The following is an 18185-nucleotide window of genomic DNA, read 5'->3' on the forward strand; positions in this document are numbered from 1 at the left end:
TCATAACAATTACTCCACAACTTTTATTTCAGGTTGCTGGCACCAACACGGTATATTCCCTGTACAGTTTCGGTCGTTACATTGCCTGACATCGTACCTTTGCCAGCGATTTGAAAATGGTGTGCCGCAAAGGCTTTGTTGGACACACCTAACGAAAATCCGTCAACGGGGCTTTCTCCCAAATACGTCACCGCAGCCTGGCTTTTAACCGGTTGATTCGCCAAATTGAAGCCACTATCTAACCGGACGTCCGCAGACACGGGGGCATTACTGTTAATGGCGGAACCCAGTACATTTAAATCCGTGAGTACCGCACGAGTGGCACTTTCAGAAGCTTGTAAGGTGGTGTTGATATCCTGCGAATTTGCCGCCATTTTTTGTTCCATGGTGGCACTGCTCATAGCGGTTAAACCCAAAATGGTCATTAACAGCAACATGACCAGGCTCACCATGAGTACAGCGCCTTGTTGTCGTGGAAAGTATGGAAAATGTGAATTGTGATTCATCGCTTTGCACCAATTACCGGGACTATTCACGGTTTCTCAAAAATACAGTGATATTAAAAGCGCGCCGGTAGCGACGATCCGCCTCATGCGTCACCCCTAACGTGGATCCGTCATTGGGACCTACCCTGGTACCTGCAAGAACATAACTCTGTTTATCCAAGCGGTTCCCCGTCAACTCTGTGGTTTCCAACAACATGCCCAATCGCACACTGCTGACCCGTGCCATGTCGAGCGTGGCGTCGTTAGCTGCGGCATAACGCAAGTTTCCGTCTGCCAGGCGTTCTCCAAACAGAAGCTGCATGTTTTCCACGCCTTCCACCAGTTCCACGGGTTGTGCGTCTTTCAAGTCTTTGCGATACAAGGCTTTAATAGCCATACCGGCAGAATTGGTACGGCCGGTATCTAAAATGCGATAACGAACAGAGCTCAAATGCATCAACCGGGTAGTATCTTTGGCATAAGTTTTCAACAGTTTTGTTAAGTCGTTTTCGGTATCGGCATAGCTGAGAATGTATTTGGTGGTGACAACTCCGCTGGCGTTGGTTGTTGTTGACAGGGCCACATTAGTCAGACGAACTAAATGCGCTGAAGCGCAATCGGCCACCATGATCACATCCCCATTAGTGAAGTTTTGCGTGTTTTGTTCAATCGCCAATGTGGCATTAACCGGATCGGAAGGCTCCATTAACGGGGTAAACTGCGGCGACGCATAACGAATCAGTAGCTCATCGGAAGAGGCACCGCCCTCACCCCCAATAATGGAAGTCTCCTTAAAATGGGTAACCGGTGCCGAATTCAGTACTAAATTAACCGGAGGTACCGCCTTGGGATCAGCACAACCCTGATACCCGGCCATACGCAGATCGTGAGCCACGGCCTCAATGGCAAAACGGCCGCTTTCCTGAATCTGGGAAATAAAACTGTTGATACGGTAGGTTTCTTTACTGCTGATGAAAAGCTGAATAACCCCGGCCATGATGACCAAACCAAGGGTTGCAGCCACCATTAGCTCTACCAAAGTCAAGCCCTGTTGTCGGAATGATTGCATCATATGCCCCTCGTTACCCTACATTCGCACGCGAATGATCAGACTTTTAGTGGGTAAATTTTTATCCGCCACATCGTTCCAACGCACGGTAATGACATAAACGTCATCACTGGCTTCTGCCGTGCTCATCCCGTCCTTACTGACTGTACCCACGAACAGAGGCAAGGCATTTTTACTGGTTAAAGACCACTCCCGAATATCATGCTGCGCCAGTTGAGTAGATGTGCAACCGGTAGCTGACTTAATACATCCGGGATCGGCTGGGACAGAGTTGGAATTAACATTGTCGTAATTACCCGCATCTACCGCGGGCAAATTAGCCCGCATTCGATCGGCCATATCCGAAGCAATGTGGGTAGCCTGAGAGCGCAAATAGGCACTCTGGTTACTGCGCAGGCCGGTGGTTTGTAAGCCCGCGACCCCCAAGAGCCCTAAAGAAAGGATTAGCAGGGATACCAGAACCTCTACCATGGTTGCACCCTTTGCCTGGGCCATGTTGGAAGTTGGACGGAATCCCATCACTCTATCCGATCTGATTTTGTTTGATTTTACAGTGTACACACCACATTGTTCCCGGCAAGATCATCCACGATACCGTCATCATTGGCATCCTGGGCGCTGATAATTCGACCCATACTGTTGATGTTGGTAGCCCTGGCACTGCTGTTACCGCGAGAGTCGCAGAACGTAAAAGTACCGGCAGAATCAACAGTCCCTCTGGACAAATACTGGATGTAGCCGTTGTGTGCAAAACCGCTGGATAATAATTTAATGTCAGCCGTACCGCTGCCCACACGCAACAAACAGTCTTCCGTGTCCAGACAAGCTCCTGTTCCGCTATCCAATACGGTATCGGCATCTATATCGGAAAATACAATCCAACCTTGGGACCAATCGGTGCTATTGCAACTGCTTTGATTTGAACTGGCACAGACGGTAATGCGGTTACCGCGCTTCACCGCTTCGCTTCGAGCCAGGTTGATTGTGGTTATAAATTCGTTCTTTTGAGCGATTAACTTATTGTTTTGTATCATCACTCGAAAATTGGGAACCGCTTGGCTGGCCACAATGGCCACAATGGCCAAGGCAACGAGGAGTTCGATCAAGGTAAAACCGGAAGACTGCTTGGAAAACTTCATAAACCACCACCTACAACAAAATATCTTTAAACCGTATAAAGATACTACCACTTGTAACGAACAAATATAAACAAGGAAGGGCCCCACTCATCCTGAGAAACGGGCCTTTAATCCTAAATTTTGGAGGCTTGAAATAAAAATCGGCCCAAAAGGGACAAAATCTTGACTTTCCGGACTTACGGTGCGCGCGCCAGCACCCAAACACTGACCTGTGTAACCCCATGATTTTTCAAAGAATGAGCCAGCGCATTGGCGGTAGAGCCAGTGGTGAGCACATCATCCACTATGGCAATGTGTTGCTTAGGCAACTGCTGCAATAATGTTGATCTAACTCTAAATGCTTGTTTTAAATTGGTTTTTCTTTTTATTGCTGACATGGAAGATTGTGGCTCGGTGTGCAAGACTCGCTCAACGATGTGTTGCTGCAACGGAATACCCAAAGACCGGGACAGCACGCGCCCAAGTTCCAAAGCTTGATTGAAGCCCCGTTGTCGCAACCGTTGCGGATGTAAGGGAACCGGTACAATGAGCTGTGGCGGTGGGCAAAGAAACTGTGAGTTTTTACGGTGGACGGCCGCCAGAAACAATTGTGCCAATAAGCGACCGCAGGCCAGGTTCTGGTGATATTTAAAGCGCCGAATCAGAAAATCCAGCGGATGACCATAGTCAAACACCGTAACACATTGATCAAATGCCGGTTTTGTCTTAATACAATGGCCACATAAGGTATTGGAGAGGCCTGGTAAGGGCAAGGCACATACGGGACAACGATGCGCAGAAATGGGCAACTCCGCGTAGCAAGGCGCACACAAATCCCGGCCTGGCAAACCCGGTGCCTCACACAACAAACACGTTCCGCGCAATATATGGTCAGTTATTATCCAGTTGTTCATAAAATCCCGACTAAACATTGACAGTCGCGGTTTTCCGGCTAAGATTCATGCTCTTATTCATCATCGGAGCCAAAGTCATGGACCAAACTCAATTCGACCGCATTGATGCTATCACACATCGCATTTTGGACGGTGGCGAAATGACACTGGAAGAAGCCCACTGGATGATCGGCCTGGATAGCGATTATCTGCCCTGGCTCATGGCCGGTGCCGATCGTTTACGCAAAACCTTCCGCGGCAATGAAGTGGAAGTCTGTGCCATTTCTAACGTACGTTCCGGTAACTGCTCCGAAAACTGCTCTTTTTGCTCTCAAAGCGGTCATTATCAAACCAGTGCACCAGTATACAACTATATAGACACCCATACCCTAAGCGCTCAAGCCAAGCAGGCGCGCCAATGGGGAGCCAGTGACTTTGGTGTGGTCTCCAAAGGCTGGGGCGTACGCTCGCAGAAGGAAAAAAATCAGTTAAGTCGATACTTCCAAACCTTGGAGCAGGACAGCGACATCGGCCGTTGTGCCAGCCTGGGTGTACTGGACCGGGAAAGTGCCCAGTTCTTAAAAGATGCAGGCTTGGAAAATTATCACCACAATCTGGAATGTGCCGAGAGTTACTTTGATAATGTGTGCACCACCCACACTTATCAGGAAAACATTGACACCATCCAACATGCCCGTGATGCGGGGCTTCGGGTTTGTGCCGGTGGCATTTTAGGTATGGGTGAAAGCCTGGAACAACGCATTGAATTAGCCCATACCTTGCGCCAGTTAGGAGTAGAATCCGTGCCGCTGAATTTTCTCAATCCGCAAGCAGGCACTCCCATGGCGACACAGCAACCCATGGAACCCATGGAAATTCTCAAATGCATCGCAGTTTATCGCTATATGCTGCCCAAAGCCGAAATTCGTATCGCCGGCGGTCGCCAGTTTCTGGGAGATTTGCAAGCCATGATTTTCATGGCCGGCGCATCCGGTGTCATGATCGGAGACTACCTCACCACCAAAGGCAGGCAGGTGGAAGACGATTTGCAAATGTTACGGGATCAAAATTTACGCCCCAGAGGCGATACCCAACAGCGACGTGACCAACAAAAGACGCTGTAGTCATTGCCCGCATCCACTCAAACATCGGCGTTGTTGCAACAAAAACTACAGCGAAAGTTACAATTGCGGTTACAAAAACAACTGCAACAACGCCGGGAACAACACCTGTATCGGCAGCGCCGTTTGGTACTGGGACCCCAAGGACCCTGGCTGGAGCTGGAGCAGGGCCGAACCCTTAATTTTTGCAGCAATGACTACCTGGGCCTGGCTAACCACCCCGAGGTAGTGAAAGCACTGCAACGGGGAGCCGATATTTACGGCAGCGGCAGCGGTGCCTCTCATTTAATTTGCGGCCACACCCGGGCCCACCACCAACTGGAGCTGGAACTGGCCCAGTTCACAGGTCGATCCCGTGCCTTATTGTTTTCTACCGGATACATGGCCAATTTAGGAGCCATTTGTGCTTTAACCGATAAAGAGGATGTTGTATTCCAAGACAAGCTCAATCACGCCTCGTTAATCGATGCCGGACGTTTAAGTGATGCGAAACTGCAGCGTTACCCCCATCGCGATACGCAAGCCTTAGAGCGGCTGTTGTTGAAAACAAGTTCCACCGGCGACAAGCTTATTGCCACTGACGGGGTGTTCAGCATGGATGGACACACAGCACCGCTACCGCAATTGGTGCAGTTGGCACAACAACACCAGGCCTGGCTTATGGTGGATGATGCCCATGGCCTGGGGGTATGCGGCACACACGGCAAGGGCAGCTGCGATGGCTATTCCGAAGCACAAATTCCCATATTCATGGGAACCCTGGGCAAGAGCCTGGGCAGTTTTGGTGCTTTTATTGCCGGTAGTGAAGAATTAATCGAAACTTTGATTCAAACCAGCCGCAGTTACACCTACACCACAGCCATGCCCGCAGCAGTTGCCGAAGCCACCCGAGCGGCACTCAGACTTTCGATCAGTGACGATTGGCGCCGGGAAAAACTGCAATCCCTGGTGCTACGTTTTCGAAGCGGGGCACAACAATTGGGGTTTGAGTTAACCGATTCACACACCCCTATTCAGGCACTGATCGTCGGTGACAACGCCAGAGCCATGCAGCTCAGCGAGGCATTGATGCAACAAAACATCTGGATCAGTGCCATACGGCCTCCTACCGTACCCAAAGGCAGTGCCCGCTTACGCATTACCTTTAGCGCCGCCCATGAAGAACAGCATGTGGAGCAACTGCTGGCAGCACTGGAAACAGCCATGAGCGGACTCAGCAAGCCATGAGCCTGTACAGCGACAGTCGCGGCTCCGGAGCACCATTGCTGTTACTGCATGGTTGGGGTATTGGTGGCAACATATGGGAAAATGTGCAGGAGAAACTCCAAGCCCACTGCACGGTCACCTGGGTGGACTTGCCCGGTTATGGCCGCAGTCCCAACACCCTACAACAACGCTATACGCTGGAAAACCTGGCGACATCTCTGGCGCCCTTACTGGAACCTTCCTGTAACGTTCTCGGTTGGTCGCTGGGCGGCATGGTAGCTATGCAATTGGCACTACAATACCCGGAAAAAATCAAAAAGCTCATACTCACCGCCACTTCACCCCAGTTTTTTAGCGGACCGGATTGGCCCCATGCCATGGAAAAGCAAACCCTGGATAAATTCGGTACCGACTTAAAACTGGCATATCGAGATACGGTACTGCAGTTTCTGGCAGTGCAAGCCATTGGCAGCGAAAGTGCACGAGACGAAATCCGTACCTTGAGACAGAGGGTGTTCAGAGATGGGGAGCCTTGCCACCACGCACTGGAGCAAGGTCTGTATTTACTACAAACTGAAAACCTGCGTGCTCACTTAACCCAGATCCACTGTCCCACGCTGATTATTGCCGGAGAAAGAGACCGTTTGGCCCCCTTAGCCGCATCGCAGGCCATGCAGGAGTTAATCCCCAATGCGCGATTGCATTGCGTCAAAGGCACCAGTCATGGACCATTTTTATCTCACCTGGATGAGTTTGCTGAACAAATTGAAGCATTTATTTATGAATAAAGCCTTACCCAAATTGATTAAACAGGTTTTTCGCCGTTCCTTTGACCAATCGGCCCCTCGTTATGATGCCACCGCTCTGCTGCAACACGAAGTGGGGCAGCGTCTGTTGGAAAGACTGCAGTATATGCGCATCCAACCCCAAACCTTTGTAGATGTGGGTTCCGGCACCAGTGAGACTACCTTGAAATTGTGCCGGCACTTTAAAAAGTCCAGAAGTATCCACCTGGACATTGCTCATTCCATGCTGCTGGTAGGTCGAGCAAAAACGGGCTGGCTGCAAAAACATCGTCTGGGGCACCAGTTTTATATTTGCGGTGACGCCGAATCCTTGCCCCTGGCCTCGAACAGTGTTGATCTGGTTTTCTCTAACTTGGCCATTCAATGGTGCGGCGATCTGGATAAAACCTTTGCCGAATTCAAACGTATCTTGCGTCCCGGCGGTACTTTGCTGTTTTCCACTTTGGGGCCGGACACTTTGAAAGAGTTGCGCGACAGCTGGCGTCAGGCCGATGTCCGCACCCATGTACATCCATTTATCGATATGCACGACATTGGAGACGCCCTGCTGCGTTGCGGCTTTGCCGACCCTGTAATGGATATGGAATGCCTTACCATGACCTATCACGACGCACTCACGCTGATGCGGGATCTTAAAACCATTGGTGCCCGCAATGCTGCACCGGATCGCAATACCGCGTTGCAAGGTAAGCGTGGCTTTCAAACCATGCTGCAACACTACGAGAAGTATCGCTGTAATGGAGTATTGCCCGCAAGCTATGAGGTAATCTACGGCAATGCCTGGGTGGCTCCCGGGGATAATGCACGGAACAATCCGGCCATCAAGGTGGATTTGATATGATATGTTGTAAGTTGAACCAATGTTAGGTGGCGCGCGTATGAGCCGGGGATTATTTATCACAGGAACGGATACAGGAATTGGCAAAACCACCGCGTCTCAACTGATCATAGGCCAATTAATTCAAATGGGATACCGGGTGGCTGCCATGAAACCCATCGCTTCAGGCTGCGAAACCACCGCAAAAGGGTTGCGTAATGAGGATGCGGTAGCTTTGATGACCTGCGCGAACGTGGATATCCCCTATGAAACCGTCAACCCCTATGCTTATCTCGAACCTATTGCTCCCCACATCGCTGCACAAAAAGCCGCCAAGGAAATTCAGATACCTGTGATCCTGGAGCGGTTTCAACATATCGCCACAGAAGCGGATGTGGTTATCGTCGAAGGGGTAGGTGGTTGGTCTGTACCCATCAGTCCGACTCATACCACCGCAGATTTGGCACAAGCACTCAATTTACCGGTGGTGATGGTCAGTGGAATTCGCCTCGGTTGTTTGAACCATAGTTTACTCACAGCACGTGCCATTCGCGCGGACCATCTGTCCTGTGCCGCCTGGATCGCCAACCACCCCCAAAACGACACCGACTATAGCGCAGAAAACATTGAGTATCTGTGCCAACACCTGGACTGCCCCTTGCTGGGCCGGATCCCATACGCACCCGATTCCACACAGGCTTATTTAGATGAAACCACATTAAGGCGTGTCTTAGGGAATCTAAGATAACGCCGTGATCTGATAATCCGGGGACGTACCCAGCCTAAAAAGGGTAAACGTCTTCCTCCCGGAGAGTAAATCAGAAACGACGACACGTTTAGAACGCGAATCTTTGCTAGACTTTAAGAAAATCCATAACAAGAGACTTGGATGTCTACTTATTTAGTTGACATAATTATTCTCCTCATCGCTGCTGTCATAGCGGTTCCAGCCTCACAAACGGCCCGTCTGGGTGCCGTGCCCGGGTTTTTATTGGCTGGAATTGCTGTGGGGCCATCCGGTTTAGGGCTCATTAGCAACATCAACGAGATTGGACATTTAGCCGAGATTGGCGTGGTATTGTTATTATTTGTTATCGGTATCGAGTTAAAACCCTCCCTATTATGGCAAATGCGAACTATGGTGTTCGGACTGGGATCCCTGCAAGTACTGATCACCGGATCCGTTTTGGGGGGCTTGGCCTACCTGCTGTTTGAACTGCCATTGGGCGCTGCCGTGTTGGTGGGACCGGCACTGGCCCTGTCCTCCACTGCCTTTGTATTGCAAATACTGACTGCACAGAAAACTCTACCCAGCACCTACGGTCGCACTTCCCTGGCGATTCTATTACTGCAGGATCTGGCGGTTGTACCACTGCTGGTACTTATCCCCCTGGTAGCGGCGCCTCAAATCAATATGGGTGCTGAGATCGGTCTGGCCATATTGGAATCCATAGTGATAGTTTTGCTAGTCATCATCAGCGGTCGCTATTTACTGCACCCGGTGCTGCACCGGGTAGCCTTGTCGGGAAATCCCGAAGTGTTCACCGCCTCTGCAGTATTAATTGTTCTGGGCATTGCCTTACTCACCGAAAGAGCCGGTTTGTCCATGGCGATGGGTGCATTCCTGGCCGGTTTGCTCATTTCCGATTCCTTTTACCGTCACCAAGTAAAAGCAGAAATACAACCCTTTCGCGGTTTGCTGCTGGGACTTTTTTTTATGTCCATGGGCATGTCCTTTAATCTGCAATTGTTATTCAACCATCCTCTCAACGCTTTGGCCATGCTGGCAGGGTTAGTCGCGCTTAAAATCCTGATATTGTTTCCCTTATGTTACTTATTTGGCCAAAAAGGGCGAACCGGTTGGGCCGTTTCTCTCATTCTCGCCCAAAGCGGGGAATTCGCTTTAGTGGTTTTTTCGCTGGCGTTTCAAGCCAACATTCTGGATCAGATCCAATATCAATATTTGTTGTTGCTGGTTTTAAGTAGCATGTTGATCACGCCGGCACTGGCCAATATGGCTTTACGCCTAGTTAAAAACCAGGGCAGTCCTCTACAACCCGAACCCACACTGGATACACCAATGGTATTAGCCGGTTATGGCCGTGTTGGGCACCGAATCGGTGAGATTCTAAAAATTGCCGAACAACCTTTTGTAGCCCTGGACTCTGATGCCGCACTGGTGGCGACAGCCCGCGCGGCAGGACATCCGGTATTTTTCGGCAACGTGGTTCAACCGGAGTTACTCAAGGCGGTGGGAGCGGCTCAAGCCAAATTGATTATTGTCACCTTAAATGATCCGGTTGCGACCCTTGAAGTGGTGGCCGCTCTACGAAAAACCTACCCGGATGTACTCATTTATGCTCGTGGACACAGCCTGGAACAATGCCGCCAACTACACGCTTTGGGCGCCTCCGGAATAGTTTCGGAAAACATTGAAGCCAGCCTGGAATTGGCCCGCATGGCATTGGACCACTCCGGGATAGACCACACCGTATTAAGTCAAATGCTGAATGATTTCAGAATTACTTACCAATCGCAGATTTATGAAACACAAGATGACAGTGATTAGGCAAAAAACCCAATTTTGCCTAAACTGTAAAAAACAATCGGTTTCCGGGCAAATGCGGTTCCCAATTTACACATAATTCGGTACCTTTGACCAATTTGGTATAAAACTTCAATTGAAGGGATTATGCAACCGACGTCCATAGGCACCTTACTGGGACTGGCCTGCTTTGGATACACTCTGTGTAGCCAAACCGTGCAAGCGGACACGCCCGAAACCTGTATAGACCTGAACCGTTGCAATTTTAATCTTAACATTGGCTCCACCAATAATTTTCCACCTATCAATTTTTTAGATAATAACAAACACCTGGCCGGATTCGGGAGAGATGTTTCCGATGCCGCAATGGCATCTTTGGGTGTCGGCATCAACAGAAAACACTCGGATGTGTGGACAGAGGTACTGGACTGGTTGAAAACCGGACAAATTGACCTGATCCACGATGCGGCCTATTCCGAAGCAAGAACCGAATTTTTAGAGTTTTCCGAGCCAATAATTACCATGCCTGAAGTCATCTTTACCACTGTGGACCGCATCGACATCCACAATTTTCAATCCTTGCAAGGTAAAACCGTTGCATGTGTGGATAAACACATCAGTCATTTGTATTTGCAGCAATTTCCCCAGATTCAATGCCACATCGTAAAACGCCCGATTGATGGCCTTACAGCTCTCTTATCGGGTGAAGCGGATGCATTCGTCTATCCTCGGGAGATTGCTTTGTATTTTTTACAGAGACAGAAACTGGTCAACAAGATAAAAATTCTACCCGAAGCGGTACGCCAATTGGATTGGTCTATGGCTGCAACAAAAGGTGATCGACAAATCATCGGCATCGTCAACAAAGGCCTGGCCAATATAAAACAAAGCGGCGAGTACCAGCGAATTTATGATAAGTGGTACGGAACTCGAATCTTATCCGGCTATTCCCAAAAGGAGTTGAGTTATATTGTTGTCACCACCATTATTGTTTCCGTTATCAGCGCTTTGCTGGTCATACTCTTATTCCGTGATCGTAAACTGACCCAGACCAAGGACGCCCTGGAAGCCACTTTACAGCAGTTGCAAAAGTCCACCGAAGAACGTGATAACTATTTCAGCTTATCATTGGATATGTTGTGTATTGCCAGCTGCGAAGGGTATTTCCTGGACCTGAATCCGTCTTGGGAGAAAGCACTGGGATATACGCTGGAGGAACTGAAATCCCAACCCTTTATGTCCTTTGTACACCCCGACGATGTCGCTGATACCACCCGCGAACTGGCTGCCCTGAACAACCCTATTCATAAGACCATCGGTTTTCAAAACCGTTATCGCTGTAAAGATGGCTCTTACCGCTGGATAACCTGGAATGCAATACGCTCACCCGACAACAAAACGATTTATGCAGCGGCTCACGATGTTACTCAGCATAAGCTCGTCTCTGAACAGTTGGCCAACGCCCGCAACGAACTGGAACAGCGGGTAGCGGAACGTACCGAAGAACTCCAGAACGAAATTCTTGAACGAGAGTCCACCCAACGCCTGCTGGCCAGTGCAAAACAGGAAGCCGAAAGAGCCAATCGGGCCAAATCGGAGTTTCTTTCCAGCATGAGCCATGAATTACGTACTCCTATGAATGCCATACTGGGATTCGCCCAACTCATTGAACTGGAATCCACGAAAGGTGCCAATGCACAGCTTTATTCCCAGGAAATTCTCAGTGCCGGAAAACATCTACTTAATCTCATCAATGAAGTTCTTGATCTGGCAAAAATAGAATCCGGCAATTTTAGACTCACTATGGAAGCGGTAGACTGGAAACCCATTGTTGAAGAATGCTTGACCTTACTCAATCCCGCCGCAAAGAAGCAACACATTGAGTTTGTTGCCAACTACCCGGACAGCAACAACCTTGCGGTTTACGCCGATCGGGTACGCTTAAAGCAAGTCACCCTGAATCTTTTGTCCAATGCGGTTAAATACAACAGTCCTTACGGTTATATCCGTATTGATTTTGAAGTGATCAATGGTTTTTGGCGAATTCTTATTTCTGACAATGGCATCGGAATCGCAGCCGAACTTAGGGACCGTATTTTTCAACCCTTTGATCGCTTATCACCAAGTTCCGCTGCTGTGGAAGGTACCGGCATTGGTCTGGTCATTAGTAAACGACTGACTGAGAGTATGAAAGGGAGTATTGACTTCAGCAGCGAACCGGGCAAAGGTTCGACTTTTTGGGTAGATATACCCAAAGCCGCCAAAATCAGCAGCCAAAGCAACAAAGACACGCAACCGTTTCCCCTCAATCGGGAACTGTTTGATTCACCAAAGACCATTTTGTACATCGAAGACAATCCCAGCAATGTAATCTTAATGCAGGAAATATTTAGAATTCAAAAAAACATACATTTGTTGTGTGCAAACACACCATCGCAGGGTTTGGAGTTGGCGCAAGCGCAACGGCCGGATTTGATCCTTCTGGATATCAACTTACCGGAAATGGACGGTTACGAAGTAAAAAAACGCCTACAGTCAAATCCGGGTACCAAAGATATTAAAGTCGTTGCTGTCAGCGCCAATGCCATGGATAAAGACATAGCCAAAGGTGCTGCGGCAGGCTTTGCGGCCTATGTCACCAAGCCTATCGATGTTGACCAATTATACAGAAATGTAAAACGAGTCCTGCAGGAGGCCGTCACTGAATTATAGCTCCCGTAACAACGCCATGCTATTATTCCGTCAATTGAGTTGTTAGTAATCTTAACCAGTATGCAAAGGGAGGCGCAACATGGTTTGGCTAATTCTTGGACTGACTGTGTTTCTGGGAATTCATTTGCTGCCCACATTCAGTTCACTGCGTTCGGCGTTGATTGAATCCTTTGGACCAAGCAAATACCAGGCTTTATTCGCCTTAAGCTCTTTAACCGGCCTCATTCTCATTGTCGTTGGTATGATTTATAGCAACAATGCTCATGCATGGACACCTCCCGCTTGGGGGCCATCACTCAACGCCGCTCTAATGTTACTTGCTATCACCTTGATGGCGGCAGCCAACATGAAAACCAACGTGAAACGTTACACACGCCATCCCATGTTGTGGGGGGTATTCCTGTGGGCCGTTGGACACATGTTATCCAACTCTGAGTGGGACGTATTGATTTTGTGTGGCAGTTTCGGGATTTATGCTCTAATCGCTATGTTCTCTGCCAATCTACGCGGCGCCCGGAAAGCCAAGGAAAAATTTCCCTTAAAAAATGATTTCATCGTGCTTGCGGCAGGTGCCACAGCCTATGTGGCGTTTATTTTTTTACATCCTTATTTATTCGGCGTTGCGGTCATCACTGCAAGCACTAACTTAGTTCCCTTTTAAACTAGGATACACCGGCGGGTGCTCCGGATTCGGAATCAAACTCCATGGTGGTAATTTCCTTATAGACAGCTTCCATCCATTGCTTTATCTCCGCATTCATATCCTCAGCTTTTCTACCCGTAGGATCAATAGGCTTACCGATAACCACCTTAATGGTTCCAGGTTTCTTAATGATGCCACGGCGGGGCCAATACTCGCCCGCATTGTGACAAACGGGAACCAGCGGATACTGGCTATGTTGCGCCAGAATAGCACCGCCGACGCCGAAACGCTTTTCCACACCGGGTGCCACACGGGTTCCCTCCGGGAAAATGACCACACACTTTCCTTGTTCCAGTCGCTGCTTACCCAGTTCCGCAATTTGTTTAACGGCCTTGCGACCGGAGCTTCGATTAATGGCCACTACGCCCAACATCGCCAGGGCCCAGCCAAAAAAAGGTACCCACAATAGCTCCCGTTTCAAAACCCAGACTTGGGGCGGAAAAATCTTTTGTAAAGCGATGGTTTCCCATGTGGACTGATGTTTACTGTAAATAATGCAAGCACCGGCAGGAATGTTTTCCGCACCTTGCACTTCATAGCCCAGACCACACAGTTTTTCCACCAACCACATCATGCCCAGAGACCAGGAACTGTAAACCCTGTAACGAACCTTAAATGAAAAGGGGAGCGTGAACAGGCCTGGAATCAAAACAAACGGCACGGTTACTACCATTAAAATATTGAATAACATGGATCGAATAAATAACACGGCTAATCCCCGTTTTTAAGTAATATATCATCCACCGCAGCGGCAAGGTTATCGTACACGGGTAAATCCTGCCAGAGAGGATCCGAATCGTCTCGGATTTTTGCCAAGGTTCTTTCACCTTTGCCTGTTTTCACCAGCACGGGGTTGGCACCAACGGCCACCGCCGCCTCCAGATCCCTTAAGGAATCCCCCACCACAGGTATATCCGCGCTATTTAAGCCATAGATTTGTATCAACTCCAGCAGCATACCGGGCTTGGGTTTGCGACAAGAACAGCCATCGTCGGGGCCGTGAGGACAAAAAACGATACGTGCCACCTCTCCGCCCAACGCTTGCAAGCCCCGACGCAGTTTATCGTGCATCTGCGCCAATATCGCCTCGTCAAAATATCCCCTGGCAATACCGGATTGATTCGTAGCAACCAAAACCCGGTAGCCGGCACGATTGAGCCGGGCAATGGCCTCTAAACTACCGGGGATTGGGACAAACTCTTCCGGCGACTTGATATAGCTATCCGAGTCCGCATTAATGACGCCATCTCGATCCAAAATGATGGTTTTCATCTTTACAGCCGTGTTTTAGTAATCATTCAGCAATTTCGAAAATCCGACACTCGAATGCGACCATCGATCATCTTGGAATTGCGCTTATTGAGTTTTTCCATTTTGTCCCAAAACGCCTGCTTTAAATCGAATTCTGCGGAAATGGCGGTTCCCACTAAAAGTATCATCAAATCAGCACACTCTTCCTGTAAGTCCTCCTTGCTTTTACCCTTAGTGACACATGCGGAGATTTCACCCAGCTCTTCCGCCATTAAAGCCACACGATACACCAGATCTTCTCCTCCGGTATTTTTGAAATCGTGTTTATCGTGAAACTGTTGCACCTGCTCAAGCATCACATCGTAAGAGTCTTTATTCATATCAGCCTCGCTCATAATCGGGATAAATCCGCCACCTGCAGGAACAAGTCCCGCATCTGTGCCATTAAGGCCAGGCGGTTGTTACGCAAAGACTCAGCCTCCACCATCACCATGACGTCCAGAAAAAACTGATCGACCGGTGCTTGCAGGGACGCCAACCGGGTCAGTGCGGTACTGTAGTCGTGCGCTGCAAACAAAGGCGCCACTTCCCCGGTTAGATTCGCGATAGCAGAATACAACGCTTTTTCCGCATCATCCTCTAACAAGGATGGATCCACCTCTGTGGAGAGTACAATGCCTTTTTCCCGAGCTTGACGCAAAATATTGGAACTGCGCTTATTGGCCTGTGCCAGACTTTCAGCTGCTTCCATTTGCCGAAACTCCGTTACCGCAAGCACACGGCGGTCAAAGTCCAAAGGCTGCACAGGCCGTCTGGCCAACACCGCTTCAAACAACTCCACCGGCACTTTGCGTTCCTGGTAGTAAGCCCGCAAACGATCCATCATAAAATCATAGACTTTCGTTTTGGTGTCCTTATCTTCCAAACGTGAGCCCAATAACTCAATGGCTTGATCCAACAATTGGTCAATGTCCAGGTTCAACTCGCATTCGATGATGGTGCGCAACAATCCCAATGCCGCCCGACGCAAGGCAAAAGGGTCTTTGTTTCCCGTGGGAGCTTGGCCAATGCCAAAAATACCGACGATGGTATCCAGTTTATCGGCAATAGCCAGTGCCTGACCTGCCTGTGTTTTGGGCAGGGAATCACCGGCAAAACGCGGCATGTATTGCTCTTCCATGGCACTGCAAACATCGGCAGCTTCACCATCGTGAGCACAATAGTAACGACCCATAATGCCCTGTAATTCCGGAAACTCGTAAACCATTTCCGTCATTAAATCACACTTGGACAACCAGGCTGCGCGTTTGGCTTGCTCTGCATCAGCTCCCATCGCAGCGGCAACAGCCGCCGCCAGTGCAGCAACGCGTTGGGATTTATCGTATAAAGTTCCCAGTTTTTTCTGGAACAGAATGGTTTGTAAACGTTCCTGACGCGACTCCAGTGAATGTTTCCGGTCTTGGTTCCAGAAAAACTCTGCATCCGCCAGGCGCGGTCGAATCACCCGTTCGTTACCGGCACGAACCACTTCCGGCTTGAGACTGGCGATGTTGCTAACGGTTATGAAATAGGGCAATAAAGCACCTGTGGCATCCACCACATGAAAATACTTTTGATTGCTTTTCATGGTGGTTATTAAAGCTTCGGTGGGTACTTGCAGAAAGCGGGTATCGAAATTACCACTGATAGCCATGGGCCATTCCACCATGGCCGTCACTTCATCCAGCAGATCATTATCGATGACTGCTGTTCCACCCAGTTGTGCAGCCGCCTCCAAAACCTGCGCCCTGACAGCTTCTTTGCGGGTGTCAAAATCCGCCACCACCAAGCCTTGGGTTTCCAACAATGGAGAATATGCGTTGGGCTCGCCCAAATACAGAGTTTCCGGATGGTGAAAACGGTGACCCCGAGTGACCCGGCCGCTGGTCAAGCCCATAATCTGTGCTTCTATAACTTGGTCACCGAATAGCAAAACCACCCAGTGCACCGGTCGCACAAACTGAGACTGAGAATCGCCCCAACGCATACGTTTGGGTATGGGCAGTTTGTCCAGGCTGGCGTTGACTACATCAGCAATCAAATCCGTGGTAGGTTGCCCTTTTTCCTCGCTGTGATACACCAACCAGGCGCCTTTATCGGTTTTGCTGGTTTGCAAATCTTCCACTTGAACACCGCAAGATTTAGCAAACCCGGCGGCTGCCGGCGTGGGACAACCGTCATCGCCAAAGGCTGCCGTGACCGCAGGACCTCTACGCTCTACTATTTTGTCCTGTTGCGCAGCGTCCAACTGGCTCACCAAAACCGCCAAACGCCTGGGCGTTGCATAGGAGTGCAATTGCTCATAGGACAAACCCAGTTTTTTTAAGCCATCACTGATACCCTGGGAAAACGCAGCGGATAACTGCCGCAAGGACTTCGGTGGTAACTCTTCAGTACCGATTTCAATTAATAAGTCGTCTTTAACGCTCATCTAGTTGCTCTCCCTTAATTCGGGTGAAAGCAACATGGGAAAACCCAACACTTCCCGAGCATCGAAGTAGGCTTGAGCCACGGCACGAGACAAGGCACGTACTCGCAATATATAGCGTTGCCGTTCAGTGACACTGATGGCGTGACGGGCATCCAGCAAATTGAAATAATGGGAAGCTTTTAGCACCATTTCATAGGCCGGCAAGGGTAAACCCTGGCCGATTAAATAATTGCTTTGGGCCTCACAAGCATCAAATTGAGCAAATAAATTGGCCACATCGGCGTGCTCAAAATTGTATGCGGACATTTCCACTTCGTTCTGATGGAATACATCACCATATGTGATTTTCCCCAGAGGTCCATCGGTCCACACTATGTCGTAAATACTTTGAACCCCTTGCAAATACATGGCTATACGCTCCAGACCATAAGTGATTTCACCCGTCACTGGGTTGCAGTCCAAACCTCCCACTTGTTGAAAATAGGTGAATTGGGTGACCTCCATACCGTTGAGCCAAACCTCCCAGCCCAAACCCCAGGCACCCAAGGTGGGAGACTCCCAGTTATCCTCAACAAAGCGGATATCGTGTTCCAGGGGATCAAACCCCAACATTCTTAGGGAACCAATGTACAATTCCTGAATGTTTTTCGGTGAAGGTTTTATCACCACTTGAAACTGGTAATAGTGTTGCAGTCGATTGGGATTGTCGCCATAACGACCGTCTGTGGGTCGACGCGAGGGTTGCACATAGGCTGCACTCCAAGGTTCGGGACCAATGGCACGCAAAAAAGTGGCCGGATGGAAAGTACCGGCGCCGACTTCCATATCATAAGGCTGTAAAACCACACAGCCTTGTTCTGCCCAGTACTCCTGCAAGGCTAAAATCAGGTCCTGAAAGCTGGATATGGATTTGTTTGATGCAGACATAGTGTTTTCCGGAATTATTATTGCAAAGGGCGCTAAGTATAACCCGCGGATTTGCTTGCTGA

The 18185-nt window shown here is 49.3% G+C and carries 18 protein-coding genes; 8 read left to right on the plus strand and 10 right to left on the minus strand.

Annotated elements, in window-relative coordinates; translation table 11 throughout:
* Positions 1-23: 23 nt before the first annotated feature.
* From OEY58_07835 to OEY58_07855, 5 genes are all read right to left on the minus strand, one after another.
* The gene (locus OEY58_07835; GenBank protein MDH5325355.1) at positions 24-506 is read right to left on the minus strand and encodes a PilX N-terminal domain-containing pilus assembly protein; all 483 of its coding nucleotides are present in this window, start codon (positions 504-506) and stop codon (positions 24-26) included.
* Between the two features lie 22 nt (positions 507-528).
* Positions 529-1557 (minus strand): PilW family protein, encoded by a 1029-nt coding sequence (locus OEY58_07840; protein MDH5325356.1) that lies wholly within the window; start codon positions 1555-1557, stop codon positions 529-531.
* Positions 1558-1572: 15 nt separating this feature from the next.
* The gene (gene pilV / locus OEY58_07845) at positions 1573-2073 is read right to left on the minus strand and encodes a type IV pilus modification protein PilV (GenBank protein MDH5325357.1); all 501 of its coding nucleotides are present in this window, start codon (positions 2071-2073) and stop codon (positions 1573-1575) included.
* A 29-nt stretch (positions 2074-2102) separates the two neighbouring features.
* Positions 2103-2693, minus strand: a complete 591-nt coding sequence (locus tag OEY58_07850) for a GspH/FimT family pseudopilin (GenBank protein ID MDH5325358.1) — start codon at positions 2691-2693, stop codon at positions 2103-2105.
* A gap of 176 nt (positions 2694-2869) precedes the next feature.
* The gene (locus OEY58_07855) at positions 2870-3586 is read right to left on the minus strand and encodes a ComF family protein (protein ID MDH5325359.1); all 717 of its coding nucleotides are present in this window, start codon (positions 3584-3586) and stop codon (positions 2870-2872) included.
* Between the two features lie 77 nt (positions 3587-3663).
* Here OEY58_07855 and bioB point away from each other — a divergent pair, with 77 nt between their 5' ends.
* The 8 genes from bioB to OEY58_07895 all read left to right on the plus strand — a co-directional run bounded on the left by bioB (position 3664) and on the right by OEY58_07895 (position 13433).
* Positions 3664-4689, plus strand: coding sequence for a biotin synthase BioB (bioB, locus tag OEY58_07860; GenBank protein ID MDH5325360.1), 1026 nt, complete (start codon positions 3664-3666; stop codon positions 4687-4689).
* Positions 4690-4752: 63 nt separating this feature from the next.
* Positions 4753-5913 carry an 8-amino-7-oxononanoate synthase gene (bioF, locus tag OEY58_07865; protein ID MDH5325361.1) on the plus strand — a complete coding sequence of 387 codons (1161 nt, stop codon included), beginning with the start codon at positions 4753-4755 and terminating at the stop codon, positions 5911-5913.
* Positions 5910-6680: a pimeloyl-ACP methyl ester esterase BioH gene (gene bioH, locus OEY58_07870; protein ID MDH5325362.1), complete on the plus strand. Its 771-nt coding sequence runs from the start codon at positions 5910-5912 to the stop codon at positions 6678-6680. The genes bioF and bioH overlap by 4 nt, the downstream gene beginning before the upstream one ends.
* Positions 6673-7539 (plus strand): malonyl-ACP O-methyltransferase BioC, encoded by an 867-nt coding sequence (gene bioC, locus OEY58_07875; protein MDH5325363.1) that lies wholly within the window; start codon positions 6673-6675, stop codon positions 7537-7539. Before bioH ends, bioC begins: the two co-directional genes overlap by 8 nt.
* A gap of 37 nt (positions 7540-7576) precedes the next feature.
* Positions 7577-8263, plus strand: a complete 687-nt coding sequence (bioD, locus tag OEY58_07880; protein MDH5325364.1) for a dethiobiotin synthase — start codon at positions 7577-7579, stop codon at positions 8261-8263.
* 141 nt (positions 8264-8404) lie between these two features.
* A complete protein-coding gene (locus OEY58_07885; GenBank protein ID MDH5325365.1) occupies positions 8405-10084 on the plus strand; it encodes a monovalent cation:proton antiporter-2 (CPA2) family protein in 1680 nt (559 codons plus the stop codon).
* 123 nt (positions 10085-10207) lie between these two features.
* On the plus strand, positions 10208-12772 hold the full coding sequence (locus OEY58_07890; protein MDH5325366.1) for a transporter substrate-binding domain-containing protein: 2565 nt from the start codon (positions 10208-10210) through the stop codon (positions 12770-12772).
* Between the two features lie 79 nt (positions 12773-12851).
* Entirely contained in the window at positions 12852-13433 is a 582-nt protein-coding gene (locus OEY58_07895; GenBank protein MDH5325367.1) for an NnrU family protein, read from the plus strand.
* Position 13434: 1 nt separating this feature from the next.
* Here OEY58_07895 and OEY58_07900 read toward each other — a convergent pair whose 3' ends face one another.
* The 5 genes from OEY58_07900 to glyQ are packed head-to-tail and all read right to left on the minus strand — an operon-like array spanning position 13435 to position 18123.
* Positions 13435-14184: a 1-acyl-sn-glycerol-3-phosphate acyltransferase gene (locus OEY58_07900; GenBank protein MDH5325368.1), complete on the minus strand. Its 750-nt coding sequence runs from the start codon at positions 14182-14184 to the stop codon at positions 13435-13437.
* 2 nt (positions 14185-14186) lie between these two features.
* Entirely contained in the window at positions 14187-14747 is a 561-nt protein-coding gene (gene gmhB / locus OEY58_07905) for a D-glycero-beta-D-manno-heptose 1,7-bisphosphate 7-phosphatase (protein ID MDH5325369.1), read from the minus strand.
* Positions 14748-14773: 26 nt separating this feature from the next.
* Positions 14774-15121, minus strand: a complete 348-nt coding sequence (locus OEY58_07910) for a nucleoside triphosphate pyrophosphohydrolase family protein (protein ID MDH5325370.1) — start codon at positions 15119-15121, stop codon at positions 14774-14776.
* The gene (gene glyS / locus OEY58_07915; protein ID MDH5325371.1) at positions 15118-17196 is read right to left on the minus strand and encodes a glycine--tRNA ligase subunit beta; all 2079 of its coding nucleotides are present in this window, start codon (positions 17194-17196) and stop codon (positions 15118-15120) included. Before glyS ends, OEY58_07910 begins: the two co-directional genes overlap by 4 nt.
* Entirely contained in the window at positions 17197-18123 is a 927-nt protein-coding gene (gene glyQ, locus OEY58_07920) for a glycine--tRNA ligase subunit alpha (GenBank protein ID MDH5325372.1), read from the minus strand.
* Between the last annotated feature and the right edge of the window lie 62 nt (positions 18124-18185).

It is taken from the genome of Gammaproteobacteria bacterium (assembly GCA_029882975.1).
Taxonomy (GTDB): Bacteria; Pseudomonadota; Gammaproteobacteria; order SZUA-152; family SZUA-152; genus JAJDNG01.